The organism is Solwaraspora sp. WMMD791, from assembly GCF_029581195.1.
GTDB lineage: Bacteria > Actinomycetota > Actinomycetes > Mycobacteriales > Micromonosporaceae > Micromonospora_E.
This window is the reverse complement of the sequence record NZ_CP120737.1, coordinates 6,837,997-6,859,723: the sequence shown is the minus strand read 5'-3', so window position 1 is coordinate 6,859,723 and position 21,727 is coordinate 6,837,997. Positions and strand designations below refer to the sequence as shown.

Below are 21,727 nucleotides of genomic sequence, written 5' to 3'. Positions count from 1 at the left end.
CGGGAGAGGTGGCGTCGGCAGGTCCTGCCGACGCCACCTCTCACACGGGGTGCCGCACCGCTCTATCGGCCGGCGGCCGTACCGTTCGTGACGGCGTCCTGCCAACCCGCCTCCGGCGACTGGCCCTGCTCGACCGCACGCAGCGCGTTCTCCACCGCCGTACGGACCGCCTGGTTCTTCGGGCCGAGGTAGACCGGCTTGAGCTCGCTGGCACCGGCGGCGAAGATCTCACCGGTCGGGGCGTCGGAGAAGTAGTCGTTGACCGCCTCGGCGACCTTCGGGTCCGCCAGCGCCTGCGGCGACGACGGCAGGTTGCCGACCGCCTCGAAGGCGGCGATCTGGCCCTCCGGGCTGGTCAGGTACTTGACCAGCTCAGCGGCGGCAGCCTGGTGCTTGCTGGAGGTCGGCACCGCGAGGAAGGAACCGCCCCAGTTGCCACCGTTGCCGGGTGCCTTGGCGATGTCCCACTTGCCGGCGGCCTCCGGTCCGGCCTGGCCCTCGATGACACCGGTCATCCAGGCCGGGCAGGCAATGGTGGCGAAGCTGGCGTTCTTGAAGCCGGCGTTCCACTCGTTGGAGAACGACTGCAGGTTGTTCGACAGGTCGGCACCGATCATGTCGGTGGTCAGGTCGAACGCCGCCCGCACGTCCGGGTTGCTCTCCAGCACGAACTCGTTGCTGGTGTCGTAGTAGGTGTGCCCGCTGCCCGCACCGGCGATCTGGCTCAGGACCAGGTTGTAGAAGCTGGTCGCCGAGTCGACGAACGCCTTGTCCGGGGTGGCGGCCTTGAACTGCTTGCCGACCTCGATGAAGTCCTCCCAGCTGGACCACAGCGCGCTGACATCGTCACGCTCGGTCGGCAGACCGGCGGCCTCGAAGTGGTCCTTGCGGTAGCACAGCGCCATACCGCCGACGTCGGTGCCGAGCCCGAGGACCTTGCCGTCGGGCAGCACACCGGCCTCCCACTTCCAGGGCAGGAAGTTGTCCTTCAGGTCGTTGGCGCCGTGCTCACCGAGGTCGACGAACTTGTCGGCCTGGGCGAAGAACTGCGACATCGTGCCCTCTTCGATCGCCACCACGTCCCCGGCACCGGAGCCGGCGGTGATCTGCTGGGTGAGGCGGGTGTTGTAGTCGCCCAGGCCAAGACCCTTGCCCCGCTGCTGCACGGTGACGTTCGGGTTGTCCTGCTGGTACTTCTCGATCAGTTCGTCATATCCGAAACCCGCGTCGCCGAAGATGTCGACGACCAGGGTGATCGGGCCGTCCGGATCCGATTCGGCGTCGTCGGAGCCGCAGGCCGCCGCCGTCACGAGGACGGCGGAGGCGAGTGCGACTGCGGCGTACCGCCGGAGCGTGACGCTCATCCTGACCCCTCTCAAGGTCGCTTTCTGTGGTGGGGGGTGATCACGTGATGTCCGCTCCGGCGGGGACAGCGTGGGTCGAAAGGGGTCCGTCGACCGGGAGCGGGCACTGCGCGACCACGCTCCGCGGAGTACAAGCAAGTGATGTCAGTCTCACTCACCCCGGCCGGGAGCGCTCCCATGAGATTGCCGGCAGGTTTCGGAGGTGTCAAGAGGCCGATGGGAGCGTTCCCATTTCGTTACGGCCGTTCGGACGCCGACGCGTGGCCAGTGCCGCAGTGATCCGTACGCTGCGTAGTCGGTCGGCGGCGCTGGCGGACTCAGGTCAGCCGGCGCAGCAGCGTCGTGGCCCGGCCCGGGTCGAAAGCGGCCGGATCGAACCGGCGGTCCACCCAGCCCCGCATCTCGGTATGCCGAGGATGCGCCGGATCGGCGATCGCGGACACGAACTCGACGTAACCGAACGCACCGCCGACGTCCTCGGGCGGGCAGGCCCGCTCCCCGTCGGCGCAGTACGGATAGCGCATATCCGGTTCGGGCGCGCCGACGTCCTCCACCACGACGTCGTGCTCCCACCAGTCACCGAAGTCGTAGGTGTAGCGCAACCGGGTGCCCTTGCTGGCGACCGCGTCCAACCGGGTGTCCAGTTCGTCGCGCAGCAGCAGCTCGCCGTCCGGATCCGGCTCGCCGTACTGCGCGCCGTTGATCTCGAAGGAGTGCAGGTGACAGTCCTGCCAGCCCATGGCGTGCTGGATCACCCGGTGCACGCGGTCGAGGGTGTAGCCGCCCGGCACCTGCACCCGGCGCCAGACCGGCGGCGCCACCTCGGCGAGGGTGACCAGCAGATGGAAGATCTGACGAGGCATACCGGCCCTTTCTCTGGCCTAGGCTCGGACTCATGATCTGCCGTGCGTGCCGGGAACACCAGCACGAAAAGTGTCGAGGCGGTAACTGGTGCGATTGTCAGCACCGTACCCCCGCCCCGGTCCCCCCGGTCACCGGTCCGGCCGGCGAATGAGCACCGCCACGGCAGCGGCGGCGATCCGCCGGCTCTCCCCCGGGCCCACCAGCGACCCGCTCGACGACCAGGGGCTCGTCGACGCGTACGCCGTCACCACCGACGTGCACCTGCGCGCCAACTTCGTGACCAGCACCGACGGCGCGGTGGCGGTCGACGGTCGCTCGGCCGGCCTGTCCGGTGACGCCGACAAGCGGGTCTTCGGCATCCTGCGGATGCTCTGCGACGCGCTGCTGGTCGGCGCCGGCACGCTGCGCCAGGAGCAGTACCGCCCGCTGCGCCTCGACGAACGGCGACGCGACTGGCGCCAGCGTCAGGGTCGACCGGCCCAACCCACCCTGGTGGTCGTCTCCGGTTCCCTGGATCTGGATCCCGCGCTGCCGGCCCTGGCCGACGCGCCGGTCCGGCCGATCGTGCTGACCACCACCGACGCGCCCGCGTACCGGCGGACCCGGCTGGCGCCGGTGGCCGACCTGGTCGTCGCGGGCGAGCACACCGTCGACCTCGCCGCCGGGCTCGACGCGCTGCGCGACCGCGGCCTGCGCCAACTGCTCTGCGAGGGGGGCCCGCTGCTGCTCGGTACGTTGACCGCCGTCGACGCGGTCGACGAACTCTGCCTGACCGTCGCGCCGCTGCTCGCCGGCGCCGGCGCCGGCCGGATCACCGCCGGGCCGTCCGGGCCGGTCCGCCCGATGCGGCTGCACCAGGTGCTGGCCGCCGACGACGGCATGCTGCTGCTGCGCTACACCCGACCCGACTGACGCGCCCGACCCCGGGTCGGATGCGGCCGGAGTCGTACCAGTGGGGCAGGATGCAACCCGTGGGAACGAAGCGACGCGAGATGCAGCGATCAGGACATCACAATGAGTGATGCGACGCCGGAGGGCACCCCGGTCGGCCGGGTGCTCGGCACCGCCGACGCCACCCCGCTGCAGTTCTGGACAGCGGTCGACGAGCACAACTACCTGCAGCTCGACGACGTCGTGGTGACCCGCCGCGAGCTGCCGGGAGCCGAGCCGGTGACGATCGCCGGGGTGGTCACCCAGGTGCGCGCCCGGCACGAGGGCGCGCAGTTCGACTCCGACGTGTTCGCCATCGCCGACGGCACCCTGCCCGCCCAGGTTCAGGAGGCCGCCGAGGTCACCGCCACCCGGGTCGACCCGGAGATCTACGTACCGCCGTCACCGGGCGCACCGGTCTGGCGGGCCCAGGGCGACGCCCGGGCCCGCGCCCTGCACTTCGACCGGATGGAGCGCCGGATCCCGATGGGCACCGGCCGCGACGGGGTGCCGGTCTACCTGAACGCCGACTTCCTCGACGGTCAGCGCGGCGCGCACGTGTCCATCTCCGGCATCTCCGGCGTCGCCACCAAGACCAGCTTCGCCACCTTCCTGCTCTACTCGGTGTTCCGCTCCGGCACCCTCGGTGGTGACGCGGTCAACGCCAAAGCGCTGATCTTCAACGTCAAGGGCGAGGACCTGCTTTTCCTCGACCATCCCAACGTCCGGCTCGACGAGGCCACCACCGCCGCGTACGCCAAGCTGGGCCTGCCCGCCGGGGCCTTTCCCGATGTGCGGGTCTACGCCCCGCCCCGGGCCGGCGACGCCTCCGGCACGCCCGACGTGACCAGCCGGCTCACCGGCGTGGACAGCTTCTACTGGACGGTCACCGAGTTCTGCGACCAGCGGCTGCTGCCGTACGTGTTCGCCGACGCCGACGACGAACGTCAGCAGTACACGATGGTGGTGCACGCGGTCACCGCGTACCTGCACCGGCACGCGCAGCCGGCCGACGGCGGCATCAGCCTCGACGGGCGCCGGATCCACTCGTACCCGGACCTGGTGGACCACATCGTCGACCAGTTGGGCGACGAGGAGACCCGGACGGCGTGGGCCGGGTCGGCGGTCGGAATGGGCACCGTCAACGCCTTCGCCCGTCGGCTGATCGGCAGCAAACGGGACCTGGCCCGGCTGATCCGCGGCGACCTGGCCAGCCGTCGCCCGCACCAGATCAGCACCGCAGAGAGCGCCCAGGTCACCGTGGTCGACCTGCACAACCTGCCGGACCGGGCGCAGCGGTTCGTGGTCGGCGTCACGCTCAAGGGCGAGTTCGAGCGCAAGGAGCGGGCCGGCACCGCAAAGCCGTTGCTGTTCGTCGTGCTCGACGAGCTGAACAAGTACGCCCCCCGGGACGGGTCGTCACCGATCAAGGAGGTGCTGCTCGACATCGCCGAGCGGGGCCGTTCCCTCGGGGTGATCCTGATCGGTGCCCAGCAGACCGCCAGCGAGGTGGAGCGGCGGATCGTCACCAACTCGGCGATCCGGGTCGTCGGCCGGCTCGACCCGGCCGAGGCGTCCCGGCCGGAGTACGGCTTCCTGCCGGCCGTGCAGCGCCAACGGGTGCTGCTGGCCAAGCCGGGGACGATGTTCGTCAACCAGCCGGACATCCCGGTCCCGCTCTGCCTGGAGTTCCCGTTTCCGGCCTGGGCCACCCGCTCGTCGGAGGCGGGGGCCGCGCCGTCGGGCACGCTGCGCTCCATCGTGCAGTCGGCTGACCCGTTCGCGGTGGTCGGCAGCCGGTCGACGATCAGCGACGACGACATCCCGTTCTGACCCAAGGCTCAGGAGGTCCCCCCGGATGCGGATCCTGCACACCTCCGACTGGCACGTCGGTAAGGTCCTGAAGGGACAGCCCAGGCTGCCCGAGCAGATCCAGGTGCTCGCCCAGCTGGTGGAGATCGCCCGTGCCGAACGCCCGGACCTGGTGATCGTCGCCGGTGACCTCTACGACACCTCCGCCCCCGGGCCGGACGCCACCCGCGTGGTCACCCGCGCGCTGACCGCGCTGCGTGCCACCGGGGCCGCCGTGGTGGCCATCGGCGGCAACCACGACAACGGGGCCGCGCTGGACGCGCTGCGGCCGTGGGCCGACGCCGCCGGGATCACCCTGCGCGGCACGGTCCGCGACAACCCGGACGAGCACGTCGTCACCGGCGTCACCGGCGGCGGCGAACGGTGGCGGCTGGTCGCGCTGCCGTTCCTGTCCCAGCGGTACGCCGTACGGGCCACCGAGATGTACCAGCTGACCGCCGCCGAGGCCACCCAGACCTACGCCGACCACGTCGCCCGGGTGCTGGCCCGGCTCACCGACGGCTCCGGTGAACCGGGCGTGGTCGATCTGATCACCGCGCACCTGACCGTGGTCGGTGGGCGTTCCGGCGGCGGCGAGCGCGAGGTGCACACCGTTCTCGGGTACGCCGTACCGGCGACGGTCTTCCCGACCGGCACGCACTACGTCGCTCTCGGCCACCTGCACCGGGCGCAGCAGCTGGAGGCGCCCTGTCCGGTGCGCTACAGCGGCAGCCCGCTGGCGGTCGACTTCGGCGAGGAGGAGAACGTACCGTCGGTCAGCCTGGTCGACGTCAGCGCCACCACCGCCGCCCGGGTACGCGACGTGCCGGTCACCGCCGCCGCGACGCTGCGTACCGTCCGGGGCACCCTGGCGGAGCTGGCCGCCGGCGACCACGGCGACGCCTGGCTGCGGGTCCTGATCCGGGAGGTGCCCCGGGCCGGGCTGCGCGAACAGGTGCAGGAGCTGCTGCCCCGGGCCCTGGAGGTCCGCATCGACCCGGAGTTCGCCCGTGCCCAGGTCGGTCCCGCCCGGACCGCGCAGCGCACCGGACGCGACCCCGGCGTGCTGTTCGCCGACTACCTCGAGGCGCGCGGGCAGGACGACGACGGGGTCCGCGCCCTGTTCGACACCCTCTACGAGGAGGTGACCTCGTCGTGAGGCCGCTGCGCCTGGACCTGGCCGGATTCACCGTGTTCCGGGAAGAGACCACGGTGGACTTCACCGACGCCGACTTCTTCGCCCTGGTCGGGCCGACCGGGTCGGGCAAGTCGAGCATCCTCGACGCGATCTGCTTCGCCCTGTACGGCCAGGTACCCCGCTGGGGCAGCAGCCGGGGCATCGGCTCGGCCCTGGCACCGTCGGCCACCGAGGCGCGGGTACGGCTGGTCTTCGAGAGCGCCGGCAGCCGCTACGTGGCCACCCGGGTGGTGCGCCGCGACGCCCGGGGCGCGGTCAAGACCGGCAGCGCCGGTCTGCAGCTGATGCCGCCGGGGTTCGACGTGACCCGGCTGGACACCGGGATGAGCCCGGACGACCTCGGTGAGGTGCTCGCCGGCAGTCCGGCCGAGATGGAGCAGGCGGTGCTGGAGGCGGTCGGGCTGCCGTACGAGCAGTTCACCACCTGTGTGCTGCTGCCCCAGGGCCGGTTCGCCGACTTCCTGCACGCCAAGCCGGCCACCCGCCAGCAGATCCTGGTCAACCTGCTCGGGCTGCACGTCTACGAGCAGGTCCGGGAGCGGGCCACCGCCCGCGCGGGCGCCGCCGAGGCGGCGATGGCCGCGGTCGACCACCTGCTCGGCGGGCTGACCGACGCCGACGCCGACGCGGTGGCCGCCGCGGCGGCACATGTCGAGGCGATGCGGACGCTGGCGGACGCGGTCGACGACGTACTGCCCGAGCTGGAGCAGGCACAGCGGACAGTGACCACGGTCGCCGACCGGGTCGCCGAGCTGGCCGCGGAGATCGACCTGTTGGCCGGCGTGACACCGCCGGCGTCGGCGACGGTCCTCGCCGACGAGGTGGCCCGGGCACGGACCACCGCCGCCGACGCCGACCGCGCGGTGCTCGCCGCCGAGGAACGGGAGGAGAAGGTCCGCGCCGAACTGGCCGCCGCCGGTGATCCGGCCGCCCTGCGGCTGCTGCTGCAGGCGCACACCGAACGGGACCGGGTCGCGGCGGAGATCGCCGAGTTGGCTCCGGCGCTCGCCACCGCGCAGGCCGAGCAGGCCGCCGGCGAGGCGGCGCTGCGGGCGGTCCGGACCCGCGCCGAGGCAGCCGACGCCGCGCTGGAACAGGCCCGCCGCGCGTACCAGCAGGCGCAGGCCGCCGACCAGGCCGCCGCGCTGCGCCACGACCTCGTCGCCGGGGCGGACTGCCCGGTCTGCGCCCAGCCGGTGCAGGTGCTGCCACCGGAGCCGACCGGATCCCGGGTCGCCGAGGCGAAGGCCGCCGGCCTGGCGGCCCGGGCCGTCGCCGACCAGACCCGTCAGGCGGTCACCGACGCAGAGCAGGCACTGCGCGAGGTGGACCGGGCCGTCGACCGCGCCCGGGTACGCACCGAGCAACTGGCGGGCCGGTTGGCCGAGCTCGACCGCGAGGTGGCCGCCTCGCCCGGCAGCGAGGCGCTGCACGCCGAACTGGCGGCGGTCGACCGGCTGCAGGACCGGCTCGACACCGCCGGCGGTCAGGTCCGGCAGGCCCGGGAGGCCGCCCGCCGGGCGCAGCGGGCCGCCGCCGCCAGCGAACAGCGGCTGCAGTCGGCCTGGCGGGACTTCGACGCCGTCCGCGACGCGGTGGCGCGGCTGGCACCGCCCGCCGCCGAACGTGGTGACCTGGCCGGCGCCTGGGCGCAGTTGGCCGACTGGGCGGACGCGCTGGTCACCGACCGCCGGGCGGCGCAGATCCGCGCGGACCAGGAGTTGACGAACGCTCGGGAGTCGGCCGCCGCCGTCGCCGACCGGATCGACGCCCTGTTCGTCGCCGCCGGTCAGCCGGTGCCGGTACCCGACGCCCGGCACGGCGGCGCCGACGACGGTGGGTCGGGTGCCCGCTCGGCGGTCGACCCGGCGGCCTACCGGCAGGCCGCCGCGCTGGCGGTGCAGCGGGCGGGCAGCGACCACGACCGGCTCGTCGAACGGTTCGCCCAGGTGGGCGAGCTGCGGCAGCGCCGCGCCGACCAGGAGCGGCAGGCGCAGCTGGCCCGGACCCTCGCGGGGCACCTGCGGGCGAACAACTTTGAGCGGTGGCTGCTGGTCGAGGCGCTGGACCTGCTGGTGGACGGGGCGTCGCGAATTCTGCAGGAGTTGTCCAACGGCCAGTACGAGCTGGTGCACGACGCGGGTGAGTTCTTCGTCGTCGACCATCACGACGCGGGGCTGCGCCGAGGTGTGCGCACCCTGTCCGGCGGGGAGACGTTCCAGGCGTCGCTGGCGTTGGCCCTGGCGTTGTCGGAGCAGTTGGCGGGCATGTCGACCAGCGCGGCAAGCCTGGAGTCGATCGTCCTCGACGAGGGCTTCGGCTCCCTCGACGCGGCCACGTTGGACACGGTCGCGGCGACGTTGGAAGGGTTGGCGGCCCGGGGTGACCGGGTGGTCGGGATCGTCACCCACGTACCGGCGCTCGCCGCGCGGGTGCCGGTACGCTTCGAGGTCCGCAAGGACGCCCGGACCGCGCGGGTGCACCGGAGCGGGCTGTGACCGGCGGGCCGCCTCAGCAGCCGGGCGGCGGTGTCCGCTGGTTCGTCGAGGGCTGGCAGCCCGGCTACGGCACGTCGTTCGAAGCATCCGAAGCGGGGGCGCCGGGCACGACCGACGACGGCTCGGACGCCACCGATCTCGCGGTGGAGCTGGATCCCGCTGCCTGGCAGGCGTTGCGGCAGCCCGCCGACGTGCGGGCACCGGACGTGGTGCTGTTGGTCGACGGGGTACGCCGGATCGACGCGTCGTTGTGGAGCGACGAACCGGACGGAGTGTCCTATCCGGCGATCGCCGCCTCGTACGCGGCCGGTGTGGTCCGCTGCGACCTGCGCGCAGGGGCGGCGACGTTGGCCGGAGCGCGGCCGGAGCGCGGCCTGTTCACTCCGAGCGCCGCCGCGACCGACCTGACCGTCGGGCAGATCCGCTACCCGGCGCGGCGGGTCGACCACCCGGATCCGGCTACATTGCCGCAGGTGGTGCAGCCGGCGTTGGCCGCGCTGGAGATCGCCGTGTCCGAGCAGGCCCGGGCCGGTGCCGACAGCGCCGATGACGAACTGCTGGTGGTGGACGGTCCGCTACGCGGTCGGCAGCTGCCGAACACCGTCGGCTACATCAAGTCGGTCAGCAAGACGTACCTGCCGGCAAACCTGCTCCCGGTGGTGACCGGGCTGCGACCGGCCGAACGCAGTCCGGTGTTCCTGCACGGCACCCGGTGGCGAACCTACTCGTGGTACCTGCGGCTGCCCGGGCCACGCGGGGCTCCCTGGGCCGGCATCGTCCGGGTGGAGTGCCGGCCGGACATCACGGCGCAGGCGGCGATCGCCCTGGCCGATCTCTCGCTGGCGGTGCTGCCCCGGTTCGCCTCGACGCCGTACAAGGACCCCCGCGCGCCGCAGAACCTGGTGCCGATCGCCGGGCTGGAGCGGCGGCTGCGGGCGATGCTCGGCGACGCCCGACTGCTGCACCGGGCGTTGAGCCTGTCGGCCGCCCGGCGATGAGCCGGTCGGCCGCCGCGCGTTGAGCCCGTCCGCCGCCGGATGTCCGGAGCGGTACCGGCATACTGCCACCGTGGGCCGCGCTCGTAGGACAGTACCGCCGCCGGTCCAGGTCGACACCGGCACCGCGCAACTCGTCGCGGATCCGGACCGCCGCCGGGGCTACACCCTGCTGCTGGACGGGACCCAACAGTCACATGTCGACCTGGACGATCCGACGCATCTGGAGTTCGAGTACGTCCGGCGGATCGCTGCCGCCGTCGACCTGGCCGCCGACCCGGGCGTACCGCTGCGGGTGCTGCATCTGGGCGGCGGCGCGTTGACGTTGCCGCGCTACCTGGCGGCGACCCGGCCCGGGTCGCACCAACGGGTGGTGGAGATCGACTCCGCGCTGACCGAGCTGGTCCGCCGCGAACTGCCGTTGCCGGCCGACCGCAACCTGCGGGTCCGGATCGGCGACGCCCGTAGCGCGGTCGAGCAGGCCCGTACCGGCAGCTACGACCTGGTGATCGCGGACGTCTTCTCCGGTGCCCGCACCCCGGCGGAGCTGACCTCGGTGGAGTTCGTGACCGAGGTGGCCCGGGTGCTCGCCCCTGGCGGGCAGCTGGTGTCCAACGTCGCCGACGGGCCGCCGCTGCACTGGGCCCGGCGACACCTGGCGTCGGTCCGGAAGGTGCTGCCCGGCATCTGCCTGATCGCGGACGCGGCGGTGCTGCGACAACGCCGGTACGGCAACCTCGTGGTGGTCGCCGCACGCACGTTGCCGCAGGTCGCGGAGTTGACCCGGCGGGCCGCCGGGGACTGGTTCCCCAGCCGGGTGGTGCACGGTGCCGCGCTCGACCAGCTGATCGCGGCGGCGGTACCGATCGACGACGCCACCGCCACGCCGTCGCCGCCACCACCCGACGGAACTTTTCCGAATGGGCTTTGATCCGTCCGCCGGTCGGCTCCGTATCTGGGGGTGGGCCCCCAGCCGCGGGCCGTCAGGTGACGTCGGATGGAGGTCCTGCGATGTATGCGGTCGCGAGCGGCTGGCAGGCGGAGACGGTCCGGCCAGGCGTGACCGGCAGCGGGTCGCCAGCCATCAGGGCCATGCAACGTTGGCAGACCATCGACGGGAGGGCGGCCGAGCGCGATGATGAGCCGGTGACGTCACGGACTGCACGCAGCCGGCACCAGGCCGGGACGCCGGAGTCCAGCCACGGGGACGATCTCGTCCGCACGCTGTATGCCGAACACGCCCGACCCCTGTTGGGGTTCGTGCTCCGGCTGACCGGGGGGGACCGGCAGCGGGCCGAGGACATCGTCCAGGAAACACTGCTACGGGCGTGGCGCAACGCCCACCGGCTCGGTGCCCAGGGGCAGGCGTCGCTGCGCCCCTGGCTGGTCACCGTCGCCCGGCGGATCGCCATCGACGACCACCGCAGCGAGAAGGCCCGGCCGACCGAGGAGTACGACCGGGACCTGGAGAGTTTCGCCGAGTCCGACGGCACCGATCAGGTGCTGCGTCAGATGACGGTGACCGACGCCATGCGGACGTTGAGCCAGCCGCACCGGGAGATCCTGATCGAGACGTACTTCCGGGGACGCACCGTCCCCGAGGCGGCACAGGAGCTGGGGCTGCCACTGGGTACGGCGAAGTCGCGGGTCTACTACGCGCTACGTGCGCTGCGGACGGCGCTGCAACAGCGGGGGGTAACGGAATGACACGGTCCGCACACTGGGACGTCGGGGCGTACGCCCTCGGCGCGCTCGACGCCGACGACGTGGAGCGCTTCGAGGAGCACCTCGCGGGTTGCTGGGCCTGCGCCGCCGAACTCGAGTCCCTGATCCCGATCGTCGGATTGATGTCTACCGTGGACATCGGTCAGCTGGAGGGCAGTTCCGCCCTCCCTCCGCACAGCCCCGCCGGTGTGGACCTGCCTGGTGGGGCGACCGACAGCGGCGACGACGTGCCGCCGCCCGCCTGGGCCGGCGGCGAGTCCGGCACCGACCGGCGCCGCGACCACGGTCAGGTCCTTCCGCTCGACCGCGCCCGTAGCTCCCGCCGACGGTTGCTGGCCAGTCGTCCGGCGCAGATCGCTGCCGGGTTCGTCCTGATGGCGACCCTGACCGGCGGCTCGTTCCTGGTCGGCGCGCAGTGGTTCGGCGCGGACACCACCACGGTGCCGCAGGCCGATGGTGGCACGTCGGTCACCGCCGGCCCGTCCCCGCTCGGTCCACAGTCCGGGGTCGGCGGGCCGGAGGTGACCGGGGAGAAGTTCAGCACCGTCGACCCGACCACCGGCGTGGAGGCGGACGTGGTGCTGGAGGAGGCCGGGTGGGGTACCCAGGTGTCCTTCGCGCTGCGCAGGGTACCGGGACCGATGCAGTGCCGGCTGGTGGTCATCCGGGCCAGCGGCACCGCCGAGGTGCTCTCCACCTGGGCCGTGCCGGAAACCGGTTACGGCACGCCCGAACAGCCCGCCCCACTGTTGCTGACGACGTCCACCGCGGCACCACGCGACGACATCGAACGGATCCAGGTGCAGGCCGTCGACCAGTCCGGCGTGGCCACGGCACTCGTGACGGTACCGGTCTGACCGGGAGGTCTCGACCATTCCCGCATCGACAACAGAATCAGGTGTGACGCCGACAGTTCGTGGGTGTCCGGAATTCGCTCCGGACACCCACGAGCTGTCGGCTTTTTGATTATCGGCAGGCGGCCGGGTCCGCCTGACCGCACCGCAGAAGCAGGCCACACGCAGCCGAGCATCACCTGGTTCAACCAGCACATGTGAAATTGTGCACTCGCTATTGCCGATCCAATCCTGCTGATGGTGCGTACCTCTAGATGAAGCCCGATGTGGACGAATGAGGGAGGGCACGTGGCACTGGGAAAGCGGACCGTCATAGTCGCAGGCGCGCTGGCGGCACTCGTGTTGCCGGGTTGCGCCCCGGCAGGTTACAACCCGGACGACTTTGGCGGCGCTCAGGCCCAGCCGGTCGTCAACGCGGCGAACGCGGCGCAGGCTTCGGCCGCGCCCGAGCCGGTCGAGACCGATGACGTCGCCGTCGACGTCGCCGACGAGGACCTCACCAAGGAACTGGTCGGCAAGGCTGTCGACAAGATGGGTAACGTCGTCACGGACGAGGACGGCTGGCTGCTCTACCGCTTCGAGAACGACACCGACGACCCGCCGGCGTCGAACTGCGAGGGCGACTGCGCCAAGATCTGGCCGCCGGCCCTGACCGACGGCGACCCGATCCTGTCCGGCGTGGACGAGGAGCTGGTCGGTACGGTGAACCGGCCCGACGGCACCCGGCAGCTGACCATCGACGGATGGCCGATCTACTACTACGCGGGCGACGAGAAGCCCGGCGACTGGAAGGGCCAGGGCGTCGGTGGCACCTGGTTCGTCGTCCAGCCGGACGGCTCGAAGAACCTCGAATGCCTGCCGGAGGGCACGCCGAAGCCGATCGCGGTGCCGGACGGCGACGGCCGCGACAACATCAAGGGCCTCGACAGCAAGGACTCGGACAAGGACGCCGACTCCGACAGCGACTCGGGCGACTACGACTACTGATACCTCACGGCGCCCGTGATTCGCGGCGGCCGGTCGTTGCCAGGGAGGGCGCGGCCGGCCGCCGCCTCGTTGTGTGCGCACATCATCGGCACGCCACATCATCGGCAATCTTGAAATCGACATTAATTGCCGCCTAAGTGTTTCGCATTTGCCGGAAGGTTCGTTGACTGTCATCGAGTCACCTTCGTACGGTCGGTCTCCGCGAACAGACATCGCAGCACCGACGCGTTGCACCGGACGCCCTCCGTCGGGGTCCGATGAAAGAGGTGGCATCACGTGAGCAGTTCACCGCGCCGACGGCGTACCGACGATCGACCTGCCCGACGCGGCAGCACCCGTACCCGCGTAATCGCGGTGGTCATGATGCTCGCGGTCTTCGGCGGAGTCGTCGCCGTGACCCAGATCTCCGCCGCCGGGACCCGTGGCGACCGGGACCGGGACCGCGACCGGGACCGACGGGACCGTGCCGTCGCCTGTCAGAGCGCACCGGACCCGGCGGCATCGACCGATCCGGCCGACACGGGCACCACCGTGGACGAGTTCGGGGTCCGGCACCACTGGGGCGACGGCCAGCGGGGCCCGGCCGGCGGCCGAAACGGCTGTCCGCAGCCGTCCGCCGAGGGCACGGCCACGGCCGTGCCGACCCCCGAAGCACTGGAGATCCTCGGCGACGACTGCTCCGGCAGCGACCTGCCGCCGCACGACGGATTCCAGGTCGGCGACCGCTGCGTGAGCACCGCCTTCGGCGAGGTCGGCGACGCCGACACCAACCCCCAGCTCATGATCGTTTCGGCGCCTGACCGGGTCCGGTCGAACGAGCCCTTCACCCTGCGGATCAGCACCCGCAACCTGGTCCGGGACCGGTTCCTGCCGGCCGGGCAGGGTGGCTACTACCTGGAGAGTTCGTTCCTGAACGAGGACGGGCTGACGAGGGGGCACTTCCACACCGCCTGTCGGATGCTCACCAGCAACCGCACCGCACCGCAGCCCGGACCGGTGCCGGCGTTCTTCGTGGCCACCGAGGACGGCCGGGGCGGTGCGGATGCCGACGAGGTCACCGTCGAGGTTCCGGGCCTGCCCGGCCCTGGAGTGGCGCAGTGCGCGTCCTGGGCCGGCGACGGCTCCCACCGGGTGCCGATGATGCAGCGGGCCAACCAGATCCCCGCCTTCGACGTGGTCCGGGTGCTGGTCACCCGGTAGGTGCCCAGTGCGGGTGGCCGCCGGGGCGGTGACCACCCGCACCACACCGGCTGGCACAGTGGCGGTCATGGTCGGGCACGAGCAGGTGGGCAGGTCGGCGAGCCGGCAACGAATCCTGCGGCCACCGGACGGTTACCACCTGGCCATGTCCGTGCGTCCGCTGGCGATGGGGCGGTACGACCCCTGCGCCCGCTGGCACGCGGACACATTCTGGTGGACCGCCCGTACGCCGAGCGGCCCGGCGGCCCTCGCGCTGCACCGGCGCGGCGGCGAGCTGATCGCCACCGGACACGGCCCCGGCGCAGCCGACGTCGTCGACATCGCCGACGCGGTCGCCGGGCTCCGCGACGACGTCGACGGATTCCGGGCGCTCGCTCGACACCACCCGGTGGTGCACGCCCTGGCCCGCCGCTACGCCGGGGTCCGCCTGCCCGCGACCGGCGCGGTGTTCGCCCGGGTACTACGGGCCGTCCTGGAACAGAAGGTGACCGGAGTCGAGGCCTACCGCGGGTACGCCGCCACCGTACGCGCCTTCGGGACACCGGCCCCCGGGCCGGCACCCGGCATGTGGGTCACCCCCGATCCGGCGGTCATCGCGACGACCCCGTACTGGAAGTTCCACCCGCTCGGCATCGAACAGCGCCGGGCGCAGACCCTGCGCCGGGCGGCGGCCGTGGCAGACCGGCTGGAGGCCAGCGTCGACGCGTCGACCGCGACCGGTCGGCTGACGAGCCTTCCCGGGATCGGCCCGTGGACCGCCGCCGAGGTGGTCCGGGTCGCCTTCGGCGCGGCGGACGCGGTGAGCGTCGGGGACTTCCACCTGCCGAACACGGTGGCCTGGGCGCTGGCCGGCGAGGCACGCGGCGACGACCAGCGGATGCTGGACCTGCTGGAACCGTTCCGTGGTCACCGGGGACGGGTCTGCCTGCTGCTGGAACTGGCCGGCCTGGCGGCCCCCCGGTTCGGCCCCCGCGCGCCACTGCGGTCCTTCGCGAGGTTCTGACCGCGTCGGCGGAGGGCCTCGGCGCGGCCCGGCCGCACCGGATCAGCGGGTCAGTCGACGCAGCGCGACACCGAGCCGCCAGGCGTAGAGATGCTGGGCCACCACCGCGACCGGGCCGGCGAGCCGCATCGCCGGTGCCACCGGTCGGCTGAACGCCACCACGGAGAACCACACACGGTCGCCGGCCCGCTCCACCAGGAAGGCCTCCTCGCCGCTGGCGGGGTGCCCGTCGAGGGTGCCGTAGGCGAACCCGGCCCGGTCCGCGGTGTCGGTCGCCCACACCACCGCGCACGGCGCGGTCATCCGCAGCGGACCCACGCCGAGGCTGACCGTGACCTGCACGCCGGGATCGGCGCGTGGTGCCGAGGCGGCGACCCGGGCCCCAACGGCCCGGTGCATCCGCCAGGTGAGCACGGCCCGGCCCGCGCGGTCGAAGGTGCCTGGTCGTAGCGCCGTCCGGTAGCGCAGGTGGCGGTAGCCGGCGGGCAGGGCCGGCCCGTGCCGGTGCCCGGCCTCGGCGGTACGCAGCAGCTGGCTGGTGGCCCCGGTCTGCGCATAGGTGAAACCTGACATCCGGTCCGCCTTTCTCGGGTGCCTGCCGCCACCGTCGACAAGCAGTCGAGACAGGCGGTGCGCGATGCGGTACGCGCCTCGAATTGTGCCCGCAACGACCCGTTGATGTTTCCACATTTGGCGGTAAGGTCTCCCAACATGACGGCGCTCACACCGGTCCTGCCCGATCCGAAGGCGAATTACCTTCGCACCGGCATCCATCGGGTCCACGGCTGGCTGAACCCTTCGACTGCCGTCTACCTGAGCGGTATCGAGACCGCGCAGCGCGCCGACGGCATCACCGGCGATGTCGCCGAAATCGGCATCCACCACGGCAAGTCGTTCCTCTGTCTCGCGCTCGCCCTGCCGGCGGACCAGCGGGCGGTCGCCATCGACGTGTTCGGCGACCAGTCGGCGAACGTGGACCAGTCCGGGTACGGCGACCGGGACACGTTCGAACAGAACCTGGCGACCTACGGCGTCGGTGACAACGTCGACATCCTGCAGACATCCAGCCTGGAGCTGGAACAGAACGGATTCCTCACGCCCGGACGCCGGTTCCGGATCTTTTCCATCGACGGCGGACACACCACCGAGATCACCGAAAACGACCTTCGGATCGCCGAGCAGACGGTCACCGAGCGAGGAATGGTCGTCCTCGACGACATCCTCAACCGGCACTGGCTCGGTGTGATCACCGGCCTCTTCCGGTACCTCGAGCACGGCGGCAGCCTGGTGCCCGCCGTCCTGGTGCCCAACAAGCTGGTCCTCGCCACCTCGGTGGAGCAGGCCAAGCAGTACCGGGCGATGTTCGCCGAGCACTTCGCCGCGACCCGGGAAAAGGCCGACGTACCGCTCGCCGGACATCAGGTCGACGTCTACGCCGACCGACCCTGGCTGGTGCGCGGCGAGAACGGCGAGTCCGGTCCGATCCTCGAGCACGAGCCGATGTCGACCATTCCGACCGCCCGGCTGAGCGAGCTCGAGGAGCAGCTGCGGTCCAGCCGCGCCGAGCTCGACCGCACGAAACGGCAACTCAAGACCGTACGGGAGGAACTGCGCGCCGCCACCGTCCCGATGTACCGCAAGGCCGCCCGCCGGATGCCCTGGCTGGCCCGTCCGGTCCGGCCGGTGTTCCGGCGGGTACGCGACGTGTGGCGGCGTTCCCGGTGACGAGACGGCCGTGACCGCGAGACGGGACCGCCGGTGACGGCCCGGCCGGAATCGCCGGCCGCGACGGGGCCCGGACCGTCGGACCGGAATGGTTCACTGGTCCGGTGAAGCTGCCGATCCCCTGCCCGATCGAGCCGATGCTGGCCAGGCCGGTCACCACGCTACCCGTCGCCGACGGGCTCAGCTACGAGCCCAAGTGGGACGGCTACCGGTGCGTCATCTTCCGCGACGGCACCGAGGTGGAGCTGGCCAGCCGTGGCGGCAAGACCCTGACCAGGTACTTCCCGGAAGTGATCACCCAGGCACTGGCCCAGTTGCCACCCCGGGTCGTCGTCGACGGTGAGCTGATCGTGATCCGCCCGGACGCGGGCCGGTCACGACTGGACTTCGACCTGCTCGGGCAGCGTATCCACCCGGCGGCGTCGCGGGTCCGGCTGCTCGCCGAGCAGACCCCGGCCTCCTTCGTCGCCTTCGACCTGCTCGCCCTCGACGACACTGCCCTGCTCGACGAGCCGTTCCGGGTCCGACGCGAACGGTTGACCGACGCCCTGGCCACCGTCACCGGGCCGATGCACCTGACCCCGGTCACCACCGACCCGGCGACCGCCCGGCAGTGGTTCGACATCTTCGAGGGCGCCGGCCTCGACGGGGTGATCGCCAAACCGGCCGAGCTGCAGTACGAACCGGGCAAACGGTCGATGTTCAAGGTCAAGCACGGGCGTACCGCCGATGTGGTCGTGGCCGGATTCCGCTGGCACAAGTCCGGCCCGGTGGTGGGTTCGCTGCTGCTGGGTCTCTACGACGACACTGGCACGCTGCACCACGTCGGGGTCTGCGCGTCGTTCACCGCGGCTCGGCGGGCCGAGCTGGTCGAGGAGCTGGCACCGCTGCGTACCACCCCGGCCGAACATCCATGGGTCGGCGGTGACGAGGCCTCCGGGCAGCGCGTGCCGGGAGCACCGAGTCGGTGGAGCGGCGGCAAGAACCTCGAATGGCAGCCGCTGCGACCCGAATGGGTGGCCGAGGTCGGCTACGACGCGATGGAGGGCGACCGGTTCCGGCACACCGCACGGTTCCTGCGCTGGCGCCCGGATCGCGATCCCGCCTCGTGCCGCTACGACCAGCTCGTCCGGCCGGTGCGGTTCGACGTCGACCGGGTCCTGGCCGGCGACCCCACTGGTCCACGGTGACCCGGCGCGCCGACCCCCCGCGTCAGGGTCCACCCCCGCGTCGGCACCACCGTCGGCTGCCCGTCGTCGCCGCCGTACTCACCCTGGTCGTGGCCGGGCTCACCGCCTGCACCAGGGCCGACGGCCCTGGCGCGGCACCGCCGGCCGGGTCGAGCCGACCGGGTGCCGACGACACGACCGGGCTGCACTGGCGGCCCTGCCCCGAGATTGCCCGCCAATGGTCCGGCGAGGTCCGCGACGACCTGCGCTACGACTGTGCCACGCTCGACGTACCGGTCGACTGGGCGGCCGGCCCGGCCGCCGGGACCCTGCCCCTCGCACTGCTACGGGCGCGTTCCACCGCGCAGCGGGACCGGATCGGCGCGCTCGTGGTCAATCCCGGTGGTCCGGGCGTGTCCGGGGTGGACGCCGCCGCGCGGCTGGCCCTCGGCGAACGCTCCGGCGGCCTGCCCGACGCGGTGATGCACCGGTTCGACGTGGTCGGTTTCGACCCGCGTGGGGTGGCCCGCTCGGCCGGCGTCGACTGTGGGGCCGACGCGGACTGGGACGCCGTCTTCGGCGCCGACCCGGATCCCCACGACGATGCCGCCTTCGCCGCCGCCGCCGACGTGAGTCGGCGGATCGCGGCCGACTGCGCGGCCCGCCACGGCGACCGGCTCGCCGCCTTCTCCACCCATCAGACCGCCCGGGACCTTGACGCGGTCCGGGCCGCCGTCGGCGACGAGCGACTCACCTACCTCGGCTACTCGTACGGCAGCCTGTTGGGCGCCACCTACGCCCACCTGTTCCCGGACCGGGTCCGCGCGCTGGTTCTCGACGGCGCGATCGATCCGCAGCAGGATCCGGTGGCCGGCTCACTCGGCCAGGCCGCCGGCTTCGAACGTGCCTTCGACGCGTTCGTCCGGTGGTGCGCCGCCACCCCGGCGGCCTGCCCGATCAGCACCGATCCCGCCGGCACGCTCGACGACGCCGTCGACCGGGCCCGCACGGATCCGGTGACGTCGGTCGACGGCCGGTCGACGACCCCCGGATGGATCTTCTACGCCGTGGTCGCCTCGCTCTATGACGACAGCGGCTGGCCACGGTTGGCCCGTGCGGTGGCCGCGCTGCGCGACGGCGACCCGGCACCGGTGTTCGCCCTGGCCGACGGGTACACCGGCCGGGACGCCGACGGCGGCTACGACAACCTGTTCGCCGCCAACCTGGCGATCAACTGCGCCGACGCCGAGATGCCGCTGCCCCCGACGCAGATCCGCGCGCTGCAGCAGCAGTGGCGCCAGGAGCACCCCCGGTTCGGCCCGGCGCTGGCGGTCGGTCTGCTGGCCTGCGCGCAATGGCCGACCGCTGCCGACCCGTACCCGGTCGGCGCGGCGGCCGGTGCCCCACCGATCCTGGTGATCGGCACCATCGGGGATCCGGCGACCCCGTACGAGCAGGCCCCTCGACTCGCCGAGCTGCTGGGCAGCGGCGTGCTGGTGACCTGGGAAGGTGACGGGCACACCGCGTACCCGCACGCACGGTGTGTGGCGGCGACGGTCGACGCGTACCTGATCGATCTGACGGTGCCCGCCGACGGCCTGCGCTGCCCGGCCTGAGCCGGCGCCCCGACCGGGTCCCGGCACGCCGGCCCGGTTTCGGCCGGGCGGTGCCGCAGGTCAGCCGGCCGGGTCCGGCCGGGCCCGCGAGGGCTGGACCCGCCGCGGTTCGCCGGGCATCTTCGGATGGTCCGGCGGGTACGGCAGGTCCCCGCCCCGGCCGTCCCGCTCGTCGCGGTCGGCCCACTCCAGCAGCGGCCCGATGTCCCACGGCGTGTCGTCGATACCGGCGTGCGGGTCGCCCCGCTCGGCCAGTCGGGGCGGCACCGTCCGCAGATCGAAGTCGTCCGGCTCCACCTCGGTCAACTCGTCCCACGTCACCGGGGTGGAGACCGTGGCGCGGCTGTTGGCGCGCAGCGAGTAGGCGCAGGCGATGGTGCGGTCCCGGGCCATCTGGTTGTAGTCGATGAAGACCTTCTCGCCGCGTTCCTCCTTCCACCATGAGGTGGTGACCAGGTCGGGGCGGCGGCGCTGCACCTCGCGGGCGAACGCGATCACCGCCCGGCGTACCTCGGCGAACGACCAGCGGGGCACGATCCGCAGGTAGACGTGCACTCCCCGGCCGCCGGAGGTCTTCGGGTAGCCGACCGCGCCGAGTTCGTCGAGCAGGGCACGCACCTCGCCCGCGGCGGCGACCGCGTCGACGAAATCGGTGCCCGGCTGCGGGTCGAGGTCGATCCGCAGCTCGTCCGGCCGGTCCACGTCGGCGGCGCGCACCGGCCAGGGGTGGAACACCACGGTGCTCATCTGCGCCGCCCAGGCGACGTGGGCCAGGTCGGCAGGGCAGAGTTCGTCGGCGGTCCGACCGCTGGGAAAGGCGATCTCGGCGGTACGCAGCCACGGCGGCACGCCCCGGGCCGGCACCCGCTTCTGATAGAACATCTCCCCGTCGACGCCGTCCGGGAAGCGTTGCAGGGTCGTCGGGCGGTCCCGCAGCGCCCGCATGATCCCGTCGCCGACGGCCAGGTAGTAGTCGAACACGTCCTGCTTGGTGTAGCCCGGCCCGGGGAAACAGACCCGGTCCGGGCTGCTCAGGCGCACCTGATGGCCCGCCACCTCGACGGTGGTCGCCGACGACCGGGTACCGCGGCTCGTGCCAGCCATACGCCGACCTTAAGGCAGCGGGCGCGGGTTCGGGAGCCGACGCGTCCGGGCGGCGACCGCCGTACCGTGGAGGGTATGACCGACGACAAGGTTGACCTGCCCCGTCCCGGCGACCGGCCCCGGACCGACGACCTGCCGCGCACCGACGAGCAGTGGCGGGCCCGGTTGAACCCCGAGGAGTTCCGGGTGCTGCGTCAGGCCGGCACCGAACGGCCCTGGTCGGGCGAGTACGTCGAGACCACCACGGTCGGTACGTACCACTGCCGGGCCTGCGACGCACCGCTGTTCACCAGCGACACCAAGTTCGACTCGCACTGTGGCTGGCCGAGCTTCGACGAGGCGCTGCCCGGCGCGGTGCGCTACATCGAGGACCGGTCGCACGGCATGGTGCGTACCGAGGTGCGCTGCGCGACCTGTGATTCGCACCTGGGCCACCGCTTCGACGGCGAGCGGTACACCTCGAAGAACGCCCGGTACTGCATGAACTCGGTGGCGCTGCGGCTCGAGCCGGCCTGACCGCGGCCCCCGCCGGCGGCCGGTCACCGACGTGTCTGAGGCCGCTCGGTGGGTTTTTTTCCCGGTTTGCACCGCCCCGCCACGGCCGATGACGCACGCTGCGAGGAGGCCGACGTTTGGGGGACACG

19 protein-coding genes are annotated in these 21,727 nt (G+C 72.4%); 15 read left to right on the top strand and 4 right to left on the bottom strand.

The features are described from left to right. Positions 1-62: 62 nt before the first annotated feature. On the bottom strand, positions 63-1,364 hold the full coding sequence (locus O7623_RS30985) for an extracellular solute-binding protein (protein WP_282226453.1): 1,302 nt from the start codon (positions 1,362-1,364) through the stop codon (positions 63-65). Positions 1,365-1,681: 317 nt separating this feature from the next. Next, a complete protein-coding gene (locus O7623_RS30980) occupies positions 1,682-2,227 on the bottom strand; it encodes a plasmid pRiA4b ORF-3 family protein (RefSeq protein ID WP_282226452.1) in 546 nt (181 codons plus the stop codon). Between the two features lie 148 nt (positions 2,228-2,375). Here O7623_RS30980 and O7623_RS30975 point away from each other — a divergent pair, with 148 nt between their 5' ends. The 11 genes from O7623_RS30975 (at position 2,376) to O7623_RS30925 (ending at position 15,469) form a co-directional block, all read left to right on the top strand. After that, positions 2,376-3,140: a pyrimidine reductase family protein gene (locus O7623_RS30975; protein ID WP_282226451.1), complete on the top strand. Its 765-nt coding sequence runs from the start codon at positions 2,376-2,378 to the stop codon at positions 3,138-3,140. Between the two features lie 102 nt (positions 3,141-3,242). Beyond that, on the top strand, positions 3,243-4,991 hold the full coding sequence (locus O7623_RS30970; RefSeq protein WP_282226450.1) for an ATP-binding protein: 1,749 nt from the start codon (positions 3,243-3,245) through the stop codon (positions 4,989-4,991). A 25-nt stretch (positions 4,992-5,016) separates the two neighbouring features. Beyond that, positions 5,017-6,168, top strand: coding sequence for an exonuclease SbcCD subunit D (locus O7623_RS30965; protein WP_282226449.1), 1,152 nt, complete (start codon positions 5,017-5,019; stop codon positions 6,166-6,168). Beyond that, positions 6,165-8,705, top strand: a complete 2,541-nt coding sequence (locus O7623_RS30960) for an SMC family ATPase (protein WP_282226448.1) — start codon at positions 6,165-6,167, stop codon at positions 8,703-8,705. Before O7623_RS30965 ends, O7623_RS30960 begins: the two co-directional genes overlap by 4 nt. Then, a complete protein-coding gene (locus O7623_RS30955; RefSeq protein ID WP_282226447.1) occupies positions 8,702-9,703 on the top strand; it encodes a DNA double-strand break repair nuclease NurA in 1,002 nt (333 codons plus the stop codon). The genes O7623_RS30960 and O7623_RS30955 overlap by 4 nt, the downstream gene beginning before the upstream one ends. Positions 9,704-9,773: 70 nt before the next feature. After that, on the top strand, positions 9,774-10,631 hold the full coding sequence (locus O7623_RS30950) for a fused MFS/spermidine synthase (protein ID WP_282226446.1): 858 nt from the start codon (positions 9,774-9,776) through the stop codon (positions 10,629-10,631). 80 nt (positions 10,632-10,711) lie between these two features. Then, entirely contained in the window at positions 10,712-11,407 is a 696-nt protein-coding gene (locus O7623_RS30945; RefSeq protein ID WP_282226445.1) for a sigma-70 family RNA polymerase sigma factor, read from the top strand. Next, positions 11,404-12,282 (top strand): zf-HC2 domain-containing protein, encoded by an 879-nt coding sequence (locus O7623_RS30940; protein WP_282226444.1) that lies wholly within the window; start codon positions 11,404-11,406, stop codon positions 12,280-12,282. The genes O7623_RS30945 and O7623_RS30940 overlap by 4 nt, the downstream gene beginning before the upstream one ends. Positions 12,283-12,567: 285 nt before the next feature. After that, positions 12,568-13,266 (top strand): hypothetical protein, encoded by a 699-nt coding sequence (locus tag O7623_RS30935; protein ID WP_282226443.1) that lies wholly within the window; start codon positions 12,568-12,570, stop codon positions 13,264-13,266. Between the two features lie 276 nt (positions 13,267-13,542). Next, a complete protein-coding gene (locus tag O7623_RS30930; RefSeq protein ID WP_282226442.1) occupies positions 13,543-14,466 on the top strand; it encodes a Pecanex-like protein 1 in 924 nt (307 codons plus the stop codon). A gap of 67 nt (positions 14,467-14,533) precedes the next feature. Continuing rightward, a complete protein-coding gene (locus O7623_RS30925) occupies positions 14,534-15,469 on the top strand; it encodes a DNA-3-methyladenine glycosylase 2 family protein (protein ID WP_282226441.1) in 936 nt (311 codons plus the stop codon). A 42-nt stretch (positions 15,470-15,511) separates the two neighbouring features. Here O7623_RS30925 and O7623_RS30920 read toward each other — a convergent pair whose 3' ends face one another. After that, the gene (locus tag O7623_RS30920; protein ID WP_282226440.1) at positions 15,512-16,042 is read right to left on the bottom strand and encodes a DUF1990 domain-containing protein; all 531 of its coding nucleotides are present in this window, start codon (positions 16,040-16,042) and stop codon (positions 15,512-15,514) included. A gap of 138 nt (positions 16,043-16,180) precedes the next feature. On the opposite strand from O7623_RS30920, the gene O7623_RS30915 reads away from it, so the two are divergent. From O7623_RS30915 to O7623_RS30905, 3 genes are all read left to right on the top strand, one after another. Continuing rightward, positions 16,181-17,194 (top strand): class I SAM-dependent methyltransferase, encoded by a 1,014-nt coding sequence (locus tag O7623_RS30915; RefSeq protein WP_282226439.1) that lies wholly within the window; start codon positions 16,181-16,183, stop codon positions 17,192-17,194. Positions 17,195-17,298: 104 nt separating this feature from the next. After that, positions 17,299-18,384, top strand: coding sequence for an ATP-dependent DNA ligase (locus tag O7623_RS30910; protein WP_282226438.1), 1,086 nt, complete (start codon positions 17,299-17,301; stop codon positions 18,382-18,384). Continuing rightward, positions 18,381-19,979, top strand: coding sequence for an alpha/beta hydrolase (locus tag O7623_RS30905; RefSeq protein WP_282226437.1), 1,599 nt, complete (start codon positions 18,381-18,383; stop codon positions 19,977-19,979). The genes O7623_RS30910 and O7623_RS30905 overlap by 4 nt, the downstream gene beginning before the upstream one ends. 60 nt (positions 19,980-20,039) lie before the next feature. On the opposite strand, the gene ligD is transcribed toward O7623_RS30905, so the two are convergent. Further along, on the bottom strand, positions 20,040-21,083 hold the full coding sequence (ligD, locus tag O7623_RS30900) for a non-homologous end-joining DNA ligase (RefSeq protein WP_282226436.1): 1,044 nt from the start codon (positions 21,081-21,083) through the stop codon (positions 20,040-20,042). A 75-nt stretch (positions 21,084-21,158) separates the two neighbouring features. Between ligD and msrB the strand changes: the two genes are divergently transcribed. Continuing rightward, positions 21,159-21,599, top strand: a complete 441-nt coding sequence (gene msrB / locus O7623_RS30895; protein ID WP_282226435.1) for a peptide-methionine (R)-S-oxide reductase MsrB — start codon at positions 21,159-21,161, stop codon at positions 21,597-21,599. The last annotated feature ends 128 nt before the right edge of the window (positions 21,600-21,727 follow it).

What these genes read in the sequence shown, in the direction of transcription:
- O7623_RS30985 (WP_282226453.1), bottom strand. Translation starts at nt 1,364, where the DNA reads ATGAGCGTCACGCTCCGGCGGTACGCCGCAGTCGCACTCGCCTCCGCC.
- O7623_RS30980 (WP_282226452.1), bottom strand. Translation starts at nt 2,227, where the DNA reads ATGCCTCGTCAGATCTTCCATCTGCTGGTCACCCTCGCCGAGGTGGCG.
- O7623_RS30975 (WP_282226451.1), top strand. Translation starts at nt 2,376, where the DNA reads ATGAGCACCGCCACGGCAGCGGCGGCGATCCGCCGGCTCTCCCCCGGG.
- O7623_RS30970 (WP_282226450.1), top strand. Translation starts at nt 3,243, where the DNA reads ATGAGTGATGCGACGCCGGAGGGCACCCCGGTCGGCCGGGTGCTCGGC.
- O7623_RS30965 (WP_282226449.1), top strand. Translation starts at nt 5,017, where the DNA reads ATGCGGATCCTGCACACCTCCGACTGGCACGTCGGTAAGGTCCTGAAG.
- O7623_RS30945 (WP_282226445.1), top strand. Translation starts at nt 10,712, where the DNA reads ATGTATGCGGTCGCGAGCGGCTGGCAGGCGGAGACGGTCCGGCCAGGC.
- O7623_RS30940 (WP_282226444.1), top strand. Translation starts at nt 11,404, where the DNA reads ATGACACGGTCCGCACACTGGGACGTCGGGGCGTACGCCCTCGGCGCG.
- O7623_RS30925 (WP_282226441.1), top strand. Translation starts at nt 14,534, where the DNA reads ATGGTCGGGCACGAGCAGGTGGGCAGGTCGGCGAGCCGGCAACGAATC.
- O7623_RS30920 (WP_282226440.1), bottom strand. Translation starts at nt 16,042, where the DNA reads ATGTCAGGTTTCACCTATGCGCAGACCGGGGCCACCAGCCAGCTGCTG.
- O7623_RS30915 (WP_282226439.1), top strand. Translation starts at nt 16,181, where the DNA reads ATGACGGCGCTCACACCGGTCCTGCCCGATCCGAAGGCGAATTACCTT.
- ligD (WP_282226436.1), bottom strand. Translation starts at nt 21,083, where the DNA reads ATGGCTGGCACGAGCCGCGGTACCCGGTCGTCGGCGACCACCGTCGAG.
- msrB (WP_282226435.1), top strand. Translation starts at nt 21,159, where the DNA reads ATGACCGACGACAAGGTTGACCTGCCCCGTCCCGGCGACCGGCCCCGG.